General features: G+C 74.5%; 16 protein-coding genes. 7 read left to right on the top strand and 9 right to left on the bottom strand.

Features of this window, described 5'->3' with window-relative positions; all coding sequences use genetic code 11:
• Window positions 1-27: 27 nt before the first annotated feature.
• Both E1258_RS20060 and E1258_RS20055 read left to right on the top strand, forming a co-directional pair.
• Window positions 28-594 carry a phosphoribosyltransferase family protein gene (locus E1258_RS20060; RefSeq protein WP_132403555.1) on the top strand — a complete coding sequence of 189 codons (567 nt, stop codon included), beginning with the start codon at window positions 28-30 and terminating at the stop codon, window positions 592-594.
• Between the two features lie 28 nt (window positions 595-622).
• Entirely contained in the window at window positions 623-1759 is a 1137-nt protein-coding gene (locus E1258_RS20055) for a questin oxidase family protein (protein ID WP_132403552.1), read from the top strand.
• An 87-nt stretch (window positions 1760-1846) separates the two neighbouring features.
• On the opposite strand, the gene E1258_RS20050 is transcribed toward E1258_RS20055, so the two are convergent.
• Window positions 1847-2380 (bottom strand): alpha/beta fold hydrolase, encoded by a 534-nt coding sequence (locus E1258_RS20050; RefSeq protein WP_132403549.1) that lies wholly within the window; start codon window positions 2378-2380, stop codon window positions 1847-1849.
• A gap of 161 nt (window positions 2381-2541) precedes the next feature.
• The gene (locus tag E1258_RS20045) at window positions 2542-3450 is read right to left on the bottom strand and encodes an LLM class flavin-dependent oxidoreductase (RefSeq protein WP_132403546.1); all 909 of its coding nucleotides are present in this window, start codon (window positions 3448-3450) and stop codon (window positions 2542-2544) included.
• A gap of 91 nt (window positions 3451-3541) precedes the next feature.
• On the opposite strand from E1258_RS20045, the gene E1258_RS20040 reads away from it, so the two are divergent.
• The 5 genes from E1258_RS20040 (at window position 3542) to E1258_RS20020 (ending at window position 7262) form a co-directional block, all read left to right on the top strand.
• Entirely contained in the window at window positions 3542-4180 is a 639-nt protein-coding gene (locus E1258_RS20040; RefSeq protein ID WP_132403543.1) for a class I SAM-dependent methyltransferase family protein, read from the top strand.
• A 769-nt stretch (window positions 4181-4949) separates the two neighbouring features.
• Window positions 4950-5330, top strand: a complete 381-nt coding sequence (locus tag E1258_RS20035; RefSeq protein ID WP_132403540.1) for a VOC family protein — start codon at window positions 4950-4952, stop codon at window positions 5328-5330.
• A 656-nt stretch (window positions 5331-5986) separates the two neighbouring features.
• The gene (locus E1258_RS20030; RefSeq protein ID WP_132403537.1) at window positions 5987-6412 is read left to right on the top strand and encodes a hypothetical protein; all 426 of its coding nucleotides are present in this window, start codon (window positions 5987-5989) and stop codon (window positions 6410-6412) included.
• Between the two features lie 82 nt (window positions 6413-6494).
• Entirely contained in the window at window positions 6495-6887 is a 393-nt protein-coding gene (locus tag E1258_RS20025; RefSeq protein ID WP_132403534.1) for a MerR family transcriptional regulator, read from the top strand.
• Between the two features lie 39 nt (window positions 6888-6926).
• The gene (locus E1258_RS20020) at window positions 6927-7262 is read left to right on the top strand and encodes a YnfA family protein (RefSeq protein WP_132403531.1); all 336 of its coding nucleotides are present in this window, start codon (window positions 6927-6929) and stop codon (window positions 7260-7262) included.
• 97 nt (window positions 7263-7359) lie between these two features.
• Here E1258_RS20020 and E1258_RS20015 read toward each other — a convergent pair whose 3' ends face one another.
• The 7 genes from E1258_RS20015 to E1258_RS19985 form a co-directional block, all read right to left on the bottom strand.
• On the bottom strand, window positions 7360-8619 hold the full coding sequence (locus E1258_RS20015; RefSeq protein WP_132403528.1) for an MFS transporter: 1260 nt from the start codon (window positions 8617-8619) through the stop codon (window positions 7360-7362).
• Between the two features lie 155 nt (window positions 8620-8774).
• Window positions 8775-9653 carry a zinc metalloprotease HtpX gene (gene htpX / locus E1258_RS20010; RefSeq protein ID WP_132403525.1) on the bottom strand — a complete coding sequence of 293 codons (879 nt, stop codon included), beginning with the start codon at window positions 9651-9653 and terminating at the stop codon, window positions 8775-8777.
• A gap of 121 nt (window positions 9654-9774) precedes the next feature.
• A complete protein-coding gene (locus E1258_RS20005) occupies window positions 9775-11283 on the bottom strand; it encodes an NADH-quinone oxidoreductase subunit N (RefSeq protein WP_132403522.1) in 1509 nt (502 codons plus the stop codon).
• A gap of 55 nt (window positions 11284-11338) precedes the next feature.
• Window positions 11339-12844: a NuoM family protein gene (locus E1258_RS20000; RefSeq protein ID WP_132403519.1), complete on the bottom strand. Its 1506-nt coding sequence runs from the start codon at window positions 12842-12844 to the stop codon at window positions 11339-11341.
• Between the two features lie 19 nt (window positions 12845-12863).
• Window positions 12864-14771 (bottom strand): NADH-quinone oxidoreductase subunit L, encoded by a 1908-nt coding sequence (locus E1258_RS19995; RefSeq protein WP_132403516.1) that lies wholly within the window; start codon window positions 14769-14771, stop codon window positions 12864-12866.
• Window positions 14768-15163 carry an NADH-quinone oxidoreductase subunit NuoK gene (nuoK, locus tag E1258_RS19990; protein WP_132403513.1) on the bottom strand — a complete coding sequence of 132 codons (396 nt, stop codon included), beginning with the start codon at window positions 15161-15163 and terminating at the stop codon, window positions 14768-14770. Before nuoK ends, E1258_RS19995 begins: the two co-directional genes overlap by 4 nt.
• Window positions 15160-15771: an NADH-quinone oxidoreductase subunit J gene (locus E1258_RS19985; RefSeq protein ID WP_132403509.1), complete on the bottom strand. Its 612-nt coding sequence runs from the start codon at window positions 15769-15771 to the stop codon at window positions 15160-15162. The genes nuoK and E1258_RS19985 overlap by 4 nt, the downstream gene beginning before the upstream one ends.
• Window positions 15772-15781: the final 10 nt, after the last annotated feature.

The following is a 15781-nucleotide window of genomic DNA, read 5'->3' as shown; positions in this document are numbered from 1 at the left end:
GCGGTGAGCTGGCGCAGGATGGGCGACATGCCCGCTGAGCTGAGCGAACGCCTCGTCGAGCTGTTCCGGTGGATCGATCCCGGCCCGCAGAGCGCCCACCTGGTCAGCGATGTCTCCGGCTGGTGGCGGGACCCGGCGGTGCTGACGGCACTCGGGCCGGCCCTGGCCGAGCCGTTCCGGGACGCCCGGCCGACCGTGGTGATCGCCCCCGCCGTGACCGGGCTGCTCCTCGGCCCGCTCGTCGCGACCGCGCTCGGGGTCGGCTTCGTGCCCGCGCACAAGACGGGGGACGGGCGGCTGCTCGTGGGGGCGACGACCTGGGCGCAGAGCCCGCCGGACTTCCGGGGCCGCCGGGTCGAACTGGGCGTCCGGGACCGACACCTGAGCCCCAGCGACCGGGTGCTCGTGGTCGACGACTGGGTCGCCACCGGCGCCCAACTGCACGCCCTGTACGCGATCTGCGCCGCCCGGGGCGCCGAGGTCGTCGGCACCTCCGCCGTGGTCGTCGACTGCCCGCCCGAACTCGCCATCGAGCTGCGGGTACGCGGCCTGGTCGGGAGCGACCGGCTGACGTCGCCCGACGGGTTGACCTGAAGCAAGGTTCAAGTCGCACGATCGGAGCATGGGCAATGCAATTCTGGACGAGGCGTACCGGCGGCTGCACCGCACCGGCCCGGAGTTCGCGGGCTGGCTTTCCAACCACGGCCCGATGGCTGTCGAGGCACTGGCCCGACACGGGCACGACGCCCGGGTGCACCGCTGGCTGGACGACTACCTCCGGCGGCTCGACGAGCTGCCACGCGGCATCCGGCCGATCGACGACTGGCGGGCCGCCCTCGGCGACCCGAAACGCGCCGGCGACTGGCTGGCGCACTTCGACCGGGAGATGCGCGAGCGGCCGTGGCGGGAAACCCTCGGCACCTGGTGGCCCCGGCTGCTGCCGGGCATCGCCGCCGGGGCCACCCACGGCGTCATCCGGGTCGGGCACGCCGTCCGGGCGCTGCGCGCCGACGAGGCCAGCCCGGACCGGCTCACCGAACTCGGCCAGGCTCTCGCCTACTGGGCCGCGCGCTGGCAGCCGGTCCCGGGCGCGGCCCCGCCGCCGGCGACAACCGCCAAAGAGGGCGACGCGCCGACCCAAGAGGGCGAGGCACCCGCCGGAGGGGGCGACGCGCCGACCGGAACACACGAGGCACCCGCCGGAGAGGGCGGCGCGCCCATCCGACAGGCCGGGGTGGCCGCCGCGCTGGCCGGGCTTCCCCGGATCGCCGAGCGCACCGGCGGTATCCGCGAGCGGCTGGGCCGGCTGCCGGACGTACCGGAGTGGGAGTCGTCGCTCGCGGCGCTGCGACCTGCGCGGACCCCGGCCGAGGCGGAGCGGGGACTCGCCGAACTGGTGCACCGGGCGAGCCTGGACTACCTCCGGTACGGGCAGTCGGAGCCGGTCATGCTGGTGCACGCGGTGACCGCGCCGACGGCTGTGCTGCGTACCCTGCCGGAGCTGGACCCCGGGCTCTGGGCGCCGAGCCTCACCGCGGCCTGGTCCGCGACGGCGGCGGTCACCGCCGTGTACGCCGCCCCGGGCGGCGTCGCGCCACCGTCCGTCGCCTCCGGCACCCCGGCGGAGGTCTTCGCCCGAGCGGCACGGCACGGCGACGCGCACGTGGTGAAGCTCGCCGACGCGGTGCTCGACGCCCACGCGGCGACGGGGGACGAGCGGGTGCTCGCCGCGGCCGGCTACGCGGCGCAGCTCATCTGAGCATCGACGCTCGGCTCACGCGGGCACCCCTGCTGGGTATCGACGCTCGGCCCATGCCGGCGATCCCGCCCAGGGTTGCCGCCCGGCTCATCCCGGCGTCGCCCCTGCGCCGAGGAACTCCTCCACGGCGGTGCATACCCGGCCCAACGCCTCGGCCGAGCGGGCCAACGGGCCGGGCAGCAGCAACGAGTGGTCGGCCCCGTCGATCTCCAGCACGTGCGGGCTGAGGCGGCGAGCCTGTGCACCGTCCCACAGGGCATCGGCGGTGCCGCCGACCAGCAGGAACGGCGCGGTCGCGCGGGCCAGCGCCTCGATCACGTCGGCGCGGCGCAGCAGCGGGGTGAGCCACACCGCCGGCAGCCCCCGGTCGGCGGCGAACGGGGCGGCGAAGCTGCCCAGCGACTTGCCGACCAGCAGGTGCGTCGGCTCCGCCAGCGCCGGGGCGGCCTGCTCGGCCACCCAGGGCGCCGCCCGGTCCGCGCCCAGGTCCGGCGGCACCCACCAGGTGATCTCGTGCGTATCGAAGCCGATCCGGCGCAGGGCCTCACCGACGTACGCGAACAGCGGTGCCCGGGTGTCGTAGCCCCGCCCCGGAATGAGCACCGCGCGCCGGTCCGCCATCACCCGTCTCCTTCACCAGCTCTGCCTGCCGCCACCGTAACGCCCCGACGCGCCCTGTTACCGACGACACTCAGATCGTCTGCGTCCGGTTCCGGCTCGTCTCGACTGAGGTGTAAGGAAGGGCCCCCTGTTAACGCCTGCGGTAGAGCAGGGTTCCCTTCTCACCGCGTCACAGGGCGGGGCGCGGGCGGAAGGCGGCACAGCTCGGGCAGGAGCCGGGTGGCCGCGTCCACCAGGACGGCCTCGTCCCCGGCGTACCAGCTACTGGCCCGGGGCCAGTGCGTCACCACGTCGGTGAAGCCGATCGCGGCGGCCCGTCCGACCTGCTCGGCGAAGAAGTCCGCGCTGCTCAGCGAGAAGACCGGGGCGGCATCGAGGGACAGGTAGCGGTCCAGGGTGGCCGGATCCCGGCCGGCCTCGGCCAGCGCCCGGTCCATCCGGGCGGCGAGGTCAGTCACCGTCTGCCACCACTCCTCCACGTCATCGCCGCCCGCGCCGGTGGTCACCCAGCCCTGCCCGAACCGGGCCACCAGCCGCATCGAGCGGGGCCCGTTGGCGGCCATCACGAACGACACCCGCGGGGTCTGCACGCATCCCGGGTTGTTCCGGGCGTCCACGGCGGCGAACCAGTCGCCCCGCCAGGTGGTCCCGTCCTCGCGCAGGATCAGGTCGAGCAGCTCGACGAACTCGGCGAACCGGTCGACACGCTGGCGCGGCGGCAGCGTCTCCCCGCCCAGCACGGCCGAGTCGAAGCCGATGCCGCCCGCGCCGACGCCGAGCAGGAACCGGCCGCCGGAGACGTCGTCGAGAGCGGTGATCTGCCGGGCGAAGGCCGCCGGGTGCCGGAAGTTGGGCGAGGCGACCAGGGTGCCGAGCCCGATCCGGGAGGTCACGGTGGCGGCGGCGGTCAGCGTGGTCATCGAGTCGAACCAGGGCCCGTCGACCAGGTCCCGCCAGCCCAGGTGGTCGTACGTCCAAGCGTGGTCGAAGCCCCACTTTTCCGCCTGCCGCCAGCGGCGCTGCGACTGCGACCAACGCTGGTCCGGAAGGATCACGATGCCAATCCGCATGATCGCCAGCGTACGGCGCGACCGGCGGGGCCCGTTGCCGGCATGGATTTCGATCACCCGGCCCGCGCGGTGGCCTGGCAGTCTCGGTGGCGTGGCGAGCGAGACCGACTGGCAGGCGTGGCACGAACCGTACGCCGACGAGAACTCCCCGCTGTCCCGCCGGCTGCGGCTGGTGCGGAGGGCGATCACCGCGTGGCTGGACGAGCGCCCCGGCGAGCCGCTGACGGTCGTCAGCGCCTGCGCGGGCCAGGGACACGACGTCGTCGGCGCGCTGGCCACTCGGGCCGACGCGCACCGCGTCCGTGCCACGCTGCTGGAGTACGACTCGCGCAACGTCACCGCCGCCCGGGCCGCCGCCACCCGCGCCGGCCTCGCGAACGTCGACGTCCGGCGGGCGGACGCGGGCCGGCTCTCGTCCTACGCGGGGGTGGTGCCGGCCGACCTCGTGCTGATGGCGGGCGTCTTCGGCAACGTCGGAGATTATGACGTACGCCGGACAGTGGCCGCCCTGCCGCAACTGTGCGCGGGCGGTGCCACGGTGATCTGGACGCGGACCCGGCGCGCCCCCGACCTGACCCCGGCGCTGCGCAACTGGCTACAGGACGCCGGTTTCGCCGAGCGGTCGTTCCACGCGCCGGACGGCGTGCTCTTCTCGGTCGGCGCGCACCGGTTCACCGGCGTTCCCCGGCCGCTGGACGCCTCCGGGACGCTGTTCACGTTCGTCCGGTAGCCGTCGGCGTTAATCGGCTCCGTGTCAACGACATAGCGGTATCCGCGCCACCACGACACCGCCACGTCGCCGGCATCGCGTTCTCTTCGCTGGCCGGCGGACGCCGAAGGCCCTGGCTCGGGACTCGCGTCCTGACCAGGGCCTTCATGCGGTGGAGCGGATGACGGGAATCGAACCCGCACTGCCGGCTTGGGAATCGGACAAGATCAGGCCGTGACATGGCGTGTCGTCCCCAGGTCGGCGCGGTCCCTGGTGGCCTCGGTTGGCCTGGGCCGACCCCGGCTTGTGGCCCGTGGATGGCCCGGCTTACCCGTCCTCGAACGGCTCGTCCAGCCACCGGAATCCGGCCTCGTCGCCCTCGGTGCTCAGCAGGAACTCGGCTACCTGACGGCCGTCTGGGTGGGCCATGGTGAGGGCCGCCCGCGGAGGAGCTACCTTCACCGTTCCCCGTCTGGGTAGCGCCTCTCCCCTGAGCCGGAACCCTGCCTTGCAAAGGCGGCTCCACACAGTTGATGCTTGCTGATCAATGCCGACGACTGGTGTTGTCGTCCGGGACTTTGCTGTCCCGTACCAACGGTTGACGGCTGTTGTCGCGCCTTTCCTGACTTCCTGCTGGCTGACGACCGTCAGGGCTCAGCCCGACGGGCACCCTCGTCCAGCCCCGCTCGCCTCGCCCGGTACGATCGCGAGCTTGTTCGCACTGCAGGGAGCCTATGAGATCCGCGTGCGGCCGCCCCGGCAGTTTCCATGCTGAGAGTAGGTTCCGTCGATGGCATGCCGTATCAGTGAGCTCGTGCTCAAGTGCCGCGACCCCGAGGTGCTGGCGCGGTTCTGGTGCGAGGTCCTGGACTTCATAGAGCTCGATCGCGAAGAGGGGGTCTACATCGAGATAGGTCCGCGCGAAGGGTTCGGCGGCCCGCAGCCGACGATCTTCCTCATCCGCAACGACGAGCCGAAGAACGGGCATGCCCGGCTGCACATCGACGTCAACCCCACCGACCGCGATCAGGACGCCGAGCTCGAGCGCCTCCTGGCCGCCGGGGCCAAACTCGTCGACATCGGTCAGCCTGCGGAGGCGTCCTGGCACGTCCTCGCCGATCCGGAAGGCAACGAGTTCTGCCTGCTCAAGCGCCGCCTCAACCCACTCTGACGGCCTCGCCCAAACGCCGCCTCGACCCACTCTGACGGCCTCGCCCAAACGATCGACGCAGCCGCCACCCCGCAGCCGCCGACAAGATCTGGCGACCCCATCAATAGCTGGGGAGCCGGGTGGATGCTCGACCCGCCCCGTGTCGCATGCGTGTTGGTGAGGCGTTGACCCAGCCAGCGGAACCTCGCCATCCCGTCGCCGTCGACCGCCCTTGTGGGAGCGGGCCGCCGCCGGGGCCGCCACGTCAAGACGGCCTTGACGCACGGACGGACGCTGGCGGTCCCGGCGACGGTCTGCTCGGCTCGCCCCGGGTCTTCGGCGGTGGGATGGCGCTACCGCAACCACCCACGGACCGCGACCCGCCGACGGACCCCCGGCCATCCTGAAGCCGGAGCGCCTCCGCCGGAGGCGCAGTAACCGCAACTCCGCCACCCACCCGGCAGCCGCCGACGGACCCGACGTCCGCTCCCCCACGCCGCGCGGACTGCTGGCTGCGCGGCCCGGCCGGCTGCCGGCCCCGCCACCTCACCGGGTAACGGCGTGTCGTCATGCGGCGGCCCCGGGGCTCGCCGCCCTTCGCGCCAGCCGCCGGGCGTGTTGCGTGGCCGGAGTCGGAGCGCCAGCGGAGCGACGGACGCGCGCCCTGCCGGCGGCGCGTGCGGCCCGTCAAGGGCCGCCTTGACGCCGGGGAAAGCGTCAAGGCGCTGTCGGAATACCTCGGCCACGCCGAGCCGGGCTTCACCCTGCGCACCCACACCCACCTCGTGCCGACCAGCGAGGACCGCACGCGCCGAGCCGTGGACAAGGTGCTCGGGTCGCCCTCGGACGGCCTGGCGGCGATCACGGCGGTGTATTGGCTGCTCACGGGCAGAGTCTCTCCAGTTCACCAACTACCGGTAGGGTCCTCCCGTGCGCCGCAGTTCCCCGTCCGGGTCACGCTGCGCCACCTGCACGCGTGTCGTCGGTTGCACCTCGACGGCGCGGAGCAGATCGAGATAATCGCGCGGGATCTAACGGTTCGTGAATCGTCTTGCTGCTCCTTCTTCACTTTCGACATCGCGCGGCCCGGCCCGGATTCCTGACGCTGGACGTTCGGGTATCGACGGCCCACATCGACGTGCTGGACGCCCTCGCCGAGCGGGCGAGGACTCTCCGGGCCCGGCAATGACCGGACGGGGGCTGCGCAGCGGCCAGCTCGCCGACGCGGCCGGGGTCAACCTGCAGACGCTGCGCTACTACGAACGCCGGGGACCGCTCGCCTCTCCGCAGCGTTCGCCGGCCGGGCACCGGCTGTACCCGACCGGCACGGTCGTCCTGCTGCGGGTCATCAAGACCGCGCAGCGCCTCGGCTTCACCCTCAACGAGATCGCCGCCCTCCTCGAAGCTGCCCGACACCGGCACAGCGGCCGACCCGGCACCGGCCTCCAAGCGCGCGTCAGGGAAAAGCTCGTCGGGGTGGAACAGGAGCTGGCCAAGCTGACCGTCATCCGTGACACCCTGCGCGCCGCCGTCCACCACCGGCTGCGCTGGCGGCCACTGCTCCTGCCGGCAGGGTGACCAGCAGGACCGTCAGGTGGCGACGTTACGGTCTGACGCATGACGGTCGCCCGTTCGATCCTGCTGTTCGTGGTCGCCGCCGTCGCCGAGATCGGCGGGGCCTGGCTGGTGTGGCAGGGCTGGCGCGAACACCGAGGACTGCTCTGGGTCGCGGCCGGGGTGATGGCGCTCGGGCTCTACGGCTTCGTCGCCACCTTTCAACCCGACCCGAACTTCGGCCGCATTCTCGCCGCCTACGGCGGCATCTTCGTCGCCGGGTCCCTCGCCTGGGGCATGGTCGTCGACAGGTTCCGCCCCGACCGCTACGACATCTTCGGTGCGGCCATCTGCCTGGTCGGAGTCGCCGTCATCATGTACGCCCCACGTGGCGACTGACTCCGGGCGGTGCCACTCACCCACCGGCAACAGGTAACGGGGCTGTCGGTGGCACCGGGTCGCCGACGGTCCAGGGCACCGCACGCCGCCTTCCCGGTCAGGCGGCGAGGGTCTGTTCGACGCGTACCGCGGCGGCCTCGGCGCGGGTGATCGGGCCGCCGGGCAGCGCGGCGACGGCGGCCCCGACGGCGACCGCCGCCCCGGCGAAGACGAACGCCCACGGCACGCCGCCAGCGTGGTCGACGATCAGGCCGGCCACCGCGCCGCCGGCGGCGCTGGCCGCGACCGACATGGTCACCACCCAGGTGTACGCCTCGTTCAGCATGCCGGCCGGGGCGATCCGCCCGACGAGGGTGTTCTCCAGGGTCAGCGCGGGCGCGATGGTGGCCCCGCCGACGACCAGCGCGGTGCCGAGCGCGATCGGGCCGGGCATCACCGCGAACACGGCGAAGCTGCCGGCGACGGCGGCGAGCAGCCAGGCGAACTGGCGGGTCATGTTGGCCGAGGGCTTGCGGACGCCGAACCAGATCCCACCGGCGGCGCTGCCGATGCCCCACACCGCGAGCAGGACGCCGGCCAGGCTCTCGGGGTCGCCGGTGGGCTGGTTGCCGGCGAAGGCGGGAACGGTCACCCCGGCGGCCCCGAACGCGATGCCGAGGCTGGCGACGCAGAGCAGCAGGGCGGGGAAACCGCCGACACGCAGCGGGCCGAGCCCCCGGGCGTGGTGCTCCTGCGGGTGGGGGCGCCAGCCGCGCATGACCCGGCCGAGCGCCACGGCGGCGGTGCCGACGAGGGTGACCACCGCCGCGCCGATCAGGGCGGCTGACGCGTCGGCGATCAGGACGAACGCCGCCACCAGCAGCGGGCCGAGGACGAAGACGACCTCGAAGAGGGAGGTCTCGGCGGCGAGGGCGGTGTTGCGCAGGTGATACCGACCGGAGGCGGGGCCGGTCAGCTCGTTCCAGGCGCCGCGCAGCGCGGCGGTCAGCGGCGGGTGCGTGGCCCCGGCCACCCCGGCCGCGAGGTAGGTCAGGGCCAGGCTGCCGGCCTCCGCGCGGCTGGCCCAGAGCAGCCCGACGAGCGCGAGGGGGTGGGCGACGGCGGTGGCCAGCAGCACCGGCGTGGGGCCGACGCGGTCGGCGATCCGGCCGGCGACGGGGCTGAGCGCGGCGCCGGAGAGGGCGTAGATGCCGCCGGCGACGGCGGCGAGGGAGTACCGTCCGGTCACCTGTTCCACCACGAGCAGCAGAGCCAGCGGTGTCATGCCGATCCCGAGCCGGCCGATGACGCCGAGGACGAGCAGCATCGGCGCGCCGGGGACCCGCCATACACCCAGGTACTGGCGCAGTGCGGCCACGGGGAACCTCCAGGGATGTAATGAGCCGGAAACGTTCCGACCCTAACGCCGCAGGTTCCGGGAGTGAACCGGTTATGGCCGGCGTCTCGCCACGTACCAGACGAAACGCCCGCGCCCGGTCTGACCGGGCGCGGGCGGGATCGGGTCGGGACGGGTCAGCGCTGGAACCGCACGGGGCCGGCGCTCGCGGCCATCCTCTCCAGCCGGGCGACCCGCTCCTCCATCCGGGGGTGGGTGGAGAAGAGCGCGGCGACACCGCCACCCCGCCTGAACGGGTTGTCGATCATCAGGTGGGCGGTGCTGGTGAGCTGACCCTGGGCCGGCAGCGGCCGGGCCTGGGTGCCCAGGTGAATCTTCCGCAGGGCGCTGGCCAGGGCCAGCGGGTCCCGGGTGAGCTGGGCTCCCGACTGGTCGGCCTGGAACTCCCGGCTGCGGCTGATCGCGAGCTGGATCACGGTGGCCGCGATCGGGCCGAGGATCAGGGTGAGCAGCAGCACGACCGGGTTCGGGGCGTCCTCGTCGTCGCCACCGCCGAACGGGATGAACCACGCGATGTTCGCCAGCATGGTGATGATGCCGGCGAGGCCGGCCGCGACGCTGGAGATGAGGATGTCCCGGTTGTAGACGTGTGACAGCTCGTGCCCGATCACGCCGCGCAGCTCCCGGTAGTCCAGGATCTCGGTGATTCCCTGGGTGACGCAGACCGCCGCGTGGGCCGGGTTGCGCCCGGTGGCGAACGCGTTGGGCTGCGAGGTGGGGCTGACGTACAGGCGCGGCATGGGCTGCCCTGCCTCGGTGGCCAGTTCACGGACCATCCGGTACAGCTCGGGGAACTGTGCCTCGCTGACCGGTTGCGCCCGCATCGAGCGCAGCGCGAGCTTGTCGGAGTAGAAGTAGGTCACGCCGTTCATCACCAGTGAGACGACGACGGCGACGACGAGCCCGCCGCTCCCGCCGAACCAGTAGCCGACCGCGAGGATCAGCGAGGTCAGCAGGCCGAGCAGCGCTGCGGTCTTCAGACGGTTGTGATGCACGATCGCTCCTTCGGTGCGCGGATCGCGCGGGATCCGCTGACCGGTACAACACTGCGATACCCGCTAACCATCCGTCTCATGACTGTGGGTTGCCTGGCACCGGCCTGCGGGAAGGCTGGGATCAGCGGGCGGCGAGGTCCAGCACGAGCTGCGGGGCGAAGCCGACGGCCAGTGCGACCAGGGTGGCCACGGCGAGGGTGGCGACCACCGCCCCGGCGGGCCGGGCGAAGGATCGGGCGGCACCGGCGTCGGCCTGGGCGGCGGCGTCCGCCTGGGTGCCGGCGGGCGGGGCGTAGAGGCCGCTGGCCAGGCGGAGGTAGTAGGCCAGGCCAGTCACCGCGTTCACCGCCACCACCAGCGCGAGCCAGCCCGCGCCGCCGTCCAGCAGGGCCCGGACCACGGTCACCTTGGCGAACAGGCCGGCCAGCCCCGGCGGGAGACCGGCCAGACCGACCAGGGCCAGCGCGAACGCCGCCCCCACCCAAGGCCGCTGGCGGGCCGCGCCGCGCAGGTCGTCGAGGCTGCCGCCGTCGGCGCCGGCCGGTCGCAGGGCCACCAGCGCCGCGAAGGCGGCCAGCTCCAGGACCACGAAGAAGACGGCGTACGCCACGGCGGCGGCGTACGCGGCGGCGCGGGCGTCGGCGGTGCGGCCGGCGGCCAGCGCCAGCGCGCCCAGCGGGGCCAGGATGTAGCCGGCCTGGGCCACCGACGACCAGGCGAGCAGCCGCACCGTGCGGCGCTGGCGCAGCGCCACGAGGTTGCCCACGGTCATGGTGAGCACGGCGAGCCCGGCCAGCACCGGGCCGGTCACCTCGGCCGGCAGGGCCCGCTGGACCACCGCGAGCAGGGTCACCACACCGCCGAGCTTCGACGCGGTCGACAGGTACGCGGCCACGGGCAGCGGCGCGCCGTCGTAGGTGGCCGGCGCCCAGGCGTGGAACGGCACGGCGGCCACCTTGAACGCCAGCCCGAGCAGTATCAGCGCCACCGCCGCCGTGGTCAGCGGCACGTCCAGCAGGTCGCGGCGCTCGGCGAGCAGCGCGCCAACCCGGCCCAGGTGCAGGCCGCCGGTGACCGCGTACAGCAGGGCCGCGCCGAGCAGGGTGACGGTGGTGGCGACCACGCTCACCACGAAGAACGTGACCGCCGCCTCGGCGGAGGCGAGGCTGCCGCGGCGCAGGCCGACGAGCACGTACAGCGGGAGGGTCAGCGTCTCCAGCGCCACGATCAGGGTGATCAGGTCGCCGGCCGCGCCGAGCACCACGCCGCCGGTCATCGAGCAGGCGAGGAGGAAGCAGAATTCCCCGACGGGGGACTGCCCGGCCCGCAGCGCTGGCCCGGACAGCGCCAGCACCCCGAGGGTGAGCAGCGCGAACAGCACCCCGACCAGGGCGGCCCGGCCGCCGAAGACGTACGAGCAGTCGGCGGCGACGCAGAAGGTGGATCGCTGCCCGCCCGCGCCGACGAGCGCGCTGCCCAGCGCGGTCGCGACCGCCCCGGCCGCGGCCACGGCGAGCGGCGCGGCGGCGCGGGCCACCAGCAGGTCGGCCAGCAGCACCAGCACGGCGGTGCCGGCGGCCAGGTACGCCGGGAGCAGCGCCACGTTGTCGACGCTCTGCACGAGGCTCACCGGAACTCACTCTCGTTCGCGACTGCGGGGCTCCGCTGCGCTGCACTCCTCGCGCTCACCGGAGCACCCCCACGAGGGCCGCCACCGGGTCGGCGGCGACGCCGAGGACCAAAGTGGGGGCGAGGCCGACGGCGAGGGCGAGCAGCACCAGCGGTGCCCAGGCGGTCAGCTCGGCGGCGGCGAGGCCGGGGGTGATCCGGCCGACCGCCGGGCTGGGCCGGCCGTGGGTGACCCGGCGCAGCAACCGCAGCAGGTACGCGGCGGTCAGCGCCCCGCCGATCGCGGCCAGCACGCCGAGGGTGGTCCACAGCGGGCCGCCCCGCTCGACGGCGGCGACCACGGCGAACGCCTCGCCCCAGAATCCGGCGAGGCCGGGCAGGCCGAGTGAGGCGACGGCCGCGAAGCCGAGCAGCCCGGCGAGGCGGGGCGCGGTCTCCCGCAGCCCGGACAGCTCGGCCAGGGCCCCGGTGTGCGCCCGGTCCTTGATCGCCCCGGCGAGGAAGAAGAGCAACCCGGTGATCACCCCGTGGGCGACGTTGCCGATCAGCGCGGCCTGGAGGCCGGTGGCGGTGAGCGTGGCCACCCCGAGCAGCACGAACCCCATGTGCCCGACGCTGGAGTACGCGATGAGCCGCTTCAGCTCGCCCTGGGCGAGGCAGATCAGCGAGCCGGCGACGATGGCCGCGACGGCCAGCGCCCCGAGCACCGGGGCGGCCCAGCGGGCCCCCTGCGGGGCCACCCCGACGGCGACCCTGATCAGCCCGTACGTGCCCATCTTGAGCAGCACCCCGGCGAGGATCACGCTGCCGACGGTGGGGGCCTGGGTGTGCGCGTCGGGCAGCCAGGTGTGCAGCGGCCACAGTGGGCTCTTCACCGCGAACGCGAGCCCGAGCAGGGTGAACGCGGCGAGCTGAGTGCCGCGGGGCAGCCCTGCCCCGCCGGTGAGCGCGACGAGGTCGGCGGTGCCGGCGGCGGCCACCACGACGTACACGCCGACCAGCAGCAGCACCGAGCCGAGCAGCGTGTAGAGGGCGAACTTGCGGGCCGCCCGCCGCCGGTCCGGGCCGCCCCAGCCGGCGATGATCGCGTACATGGGCAGGAGGACGACCTCGAAGAAGGCGAAGAACAGGACCAGGTCGAGGGCGAGGAAGGTGCCGAGGATGCCGACCTCGACGACCAGCAGCAGCGCGACGAGTGCCCGGCCGCTGCCGCCACCGTCGGGCACCTTCCACAGGGTGTACGCGCAGCAGAGCAGCGTGAGCAGCGCGGTCAGCACGACCAGGGGGTACGAGATGCCGTCCACCCCCAGGTGGAAGCGCAGGTCGAGGCCGGGCACCCAGGGCAGGTCGAGCCGATGCCAGGGCCGTACGGCCGGCGCCGCCCCGTAGGCCGTCCAGCCCCGGCCGCCGGTGGCCAGCGGCAGGGTGGCCAGCAGGGTCAGCCCGGCCGTCACCGTGCCGACGAGTCGTGCCGCCCGGTCCCGGGGCAGCAGGGCGACCACGGCCGCGCCAACGGCCGGGACGGCCAGCGCCGCGACGAGCAGGACCTGTCCGAGGCTCATGCGGCTCCCCCGATCGCCCTCACGCGACGCCCCCGATCAGCACGGCGGCCAGGCCGATCAGCAGCGCGCCGGCCAGCACCCCGACCGCCGCCCGGGGCAGCGCGGCCCGGTGCAGCCCGGCCAGCGCCCCGCCGAGACCACGCGCGCCCCGGCCGGTGCCCTCCACCGCGCCGTCGACCACCCGCTCGTCGGCGGCGCGGGCGAGCCGGGCGAGGGCGGTCACCGGGCGTACGACGAGGGCGCGCTGGACGTCGTCGAGCATGAACCCGGCCGCGAACACCGGCCCCAGCGGGCCGAGGGCGCGGGCCGGGTCGGCGGCCCGGTCCCGCCGCCAGCCGGCCCAGGCCAGAGCGGCGCCGGCGGCGAGCAGCGCCAGCGGCAGCAGCAGCGCCGGGCCGACGTGGGTCAGAGCCCCCTCGGGCGCGCCGAGCCGGTCGGTGACCGCTGGTAGGAAGGCGGCGAGCCCGAGCAGCGCGGCCGGCACCGCGAGCAGCAGCACCGGCACGCGCATCACCGCTGGCGGGTCGTGCGGGTGGAGCAGCGGCATCCGGGCCGCGCCGAGGAACGCGCGTAGCAGCATCCGGGTGGCGTACCAGGCGGTGACCGCGACGCCGGCCAGCCCGGCGAGCCAGACCAGCCACCCCACCCAGGCGGGGGCCGGGCCGGCGGAGTCGAGCGCGGCGGCCTGGGCGGCGGCGAGCACGCCGTCCTTGCTCCAGAAGCCGGCGAGCGGGGGAACGCCGGCCAGCGCGCCGAGGCCGACCGCTGTGCACCAGAACGTCACCGGCATGGCCGACCGCAGGCCGCCCATCCGGGACATCAGCGTGGTGCCGACGGCGTGGATCACCGCGCCGGCGGCGAGGAACAGCAGCGCCTTGAACGCGGCGTGGGTGAGCAGGTGGAACAGCGCGGCGCTCGGCGAGCCGACGGCCAGCGCGCCGGTCATGTACCCGAGCTGGGAGACCGTCGACCAGGCGAGCACCCGCTTGAGGTCGTCCTGGGCGGTGGCGGCGAGCGCGCCGAGCAGCAGGGTGACCGATGCCAGCACCCCGAGCACGGCCAGCGCCGCCGGGGCCCGCTCGAACAGCGGGTAGAGCCGGGCGACCGCGTACACGCCGGCGGCGACCATGGTCGCGGCGTGGATCAGCGCGGAGACCGGCGTGGGGCCGGCCATCGCGTCGGGCAGCCAGGTGTGCAGCGGGAACTGGGCGCTCTTGCCGGCCGCCCCGGCGAGCAGCAGCAGGCAGGCTGCGGTCAGCGTGCCGGTGGCGTGATCGTGGGCGAGCACGTCGGCGATGCGGAAGCTGCCCGCCGAGACGCCGAGCAGGGCGATGCCGAGCAGGAAGCCGACGTCGCCGACCCGGGTGACCAGGAAGGCCTTCATCGCGGCGGCCGGCGCGCCGGGCAGCCGGCGGTCGTGGGCGATGAGCAGGTACGAGCAGAGGCCCATCACCTCCCAGCCGACCAGCAGCATGATCAGGTCACCGGCGACCACCACCAGCAGCATCGCGGCGGTGAAGAGGCTGATCTGCGCCGCGTACGGCGGGTAGCGGTGGTCGACCTCGACGTCGTCGTGCGGGCCGCGCCGCAGGTAGCCGACCGAGTAGACCTGCACGGCCAGCGCCACCGCCGCCACCGCGACGGCGACCAGGGCCGCCGCGCCGTCGAGCCGGACACCGAGGGTGACCCGCAGCCCGCCCAGCTCGACCCAGGTGGTCGAGGTCTCGACGGGCGGACCCACCCGCGCCAGCAGCGCGACCGCGACCAGCAGCGCGCCGGCCGCGCCGGCCACACCGAGCCCGACGGCGACCCGGCGGGCCGGGTCCGCCCCGGTGCCCGCGCCGCGCGGCGCCGGCGGCAGCAGCAACCCGGCCAGGCCCGCCACCAGGGGTACGGCGGGCAGCAGCGCGCCGAGCAGGCCGGTCACCGGGTCACCTCGCCGGCCGGCGCGGACCGCGCCGGCCGGCCGCCGGGTGGCGACTCGGCCGGCCGCTCGGTCAGCGACCCGGCCGACGGTTCGGTCAGCGGCACCTCGTCGACGGCGACGCTGGCCCGCAGCCGGTAGAGCTGGAGCACGATGGCCAACCCCACGCCGATCTCGGCGGCGGCCAGGACGATCACGAAGAGCGCGAACACCTGCCCCGCGTGCGGTAGCTGCGCCCGGACCGTGGTGTCGGCGGTGACCAGGACCAGGTTGACGGCGTTGAGCATCAGCTCGACCGCCATCAGCACCAGCACCGCGTTGCGGCGGCGCAGCACTCCGTACGCGCCGAGGCCGAACAGGAGGGCGGCGGTGACGTACGGGATGACCGGCCTCACCGGTGGCCTCCCGCGTCGGCACCCTGGTCGCCGCCCGCTCCGACGCCCGGACGGCCGGCCGCGTCGGGGCCCGACCCGCCTGCCTTGCCGATGCTCCGGGCGTCGGCCGGCCGACGGCCGATGTCGGGGCGGGACAACACGACCGCGCCGACCAGGGCGGCGAGCAGCAGCACCGACAGCACCTCGAACGGCAGCACCCAGGTGCGGAACACCTGCTCGCCGAGGCGCTCGGCGGTGCCCGGCTCGGGCAGGTCGACCCGGGTCCAGCGGAACGCGTCGACCAGCAGGGCGGCCAGCCCGAGGCCGGTGCCGCCGCCGATCAGGGCGGCCGGCCAGCCCGGCCGGTCCAGGTCGTCGGAGGCACCGATCGGGGCGCGGGTCAGCATCACCGCGAACAGCAGGAGCACCACCACCGCGCCCACGTAGATCAGCACCTGCACCCAGGCCACCAGCTCGGCGGTGAGCACCAGGTAGAGGCCGGCCAGGGCACCCAGGCAGACCACCAGGTAGAGGCCGGCGCGGACCAGGTGGCGGGTGGTCACCACCAGCGCCCCCGCGCCGACCGCCACCGCGCCGAGGGCGAGCAGCAGCAGGTCCGCACCGGTCACGGGATGGCAC

This window comes from Micromonospora sp. KC207 (assembly GCF_004348615.1).
In the GTDB taxonomy this organism is placed as follows: domain Bacteria; phylum Actinomycetota; class Actinomycetes; order Mycobacteriales; family Micromonosporaceae; genus Micromonospora.
This window is presented reverse-complemented; position numbering and strand designations above follow the sequence as displayed.

What these genes read in the sequence shown, in the direction of transcription:
- E1258_RS20035 (WP_132403540.1), top strand. Translation starts at nt 4,950, where the DNA reads ATGGCATGCCGTATCAGTGAGCTCGTGCTCAAGTGCCGCGACCCCGAG.
- E1258_RS20060 (WP_132403555.1), top strand. Translation starts at nt 28, where the DNA reads ATGCCCGCTGAGCTGAGCGAACGCCTCGTCGAGCTGTTCCGGTGGATC.
- E1258_RS20045 (WP_132403546.1), bottom strand. Translation starts at nt 3,450, where the DNA reads ATGCGGATTGGCATCGTGATCCTTCCGGACCAGCGTTGGTCGCAGTCG.
- E1258_RS20025 (WP_132403534.1), top strand. Translation starts at nt 6,495, where the DNA reads ATGACCGGACGGGGGCTGCGCAGCGGCCAGCTCGCCGACGCGGCCGGG.
- E1258_RS20050 (WP_132403549.1), bottom strand. Translation starts at nt 2,380, where the DNA reads ATGGCGGACCGGCGCGCGGTGCTCATTCCGGGGCGGGGCTACGACACC.
- E1258_RS20055 (WP_132403552.1), top strand. Translation starts at nt 623, where the DNA reads ATGGGCAATGCAATTCTGGACGAGGCGTACCGGCGGCTGCACCGCACC.
- E1258_RS20000 (WP_132403519.1), bottom strand. Translation starts at nt 12,844, where the DNA reads ATGAGCCTCGGACAGGTCCTGCTCGTCGCGGCGCTGGCCGTCCCGGCC.
- E1258_RS20020 (WP_132403531.1), top strand. Translation starts at nt 6,927, where the DNA reads ATGACGGTCGCCCGTTCGATCCTGCTGTTCGTGGTCGCCGCCGTCGCC.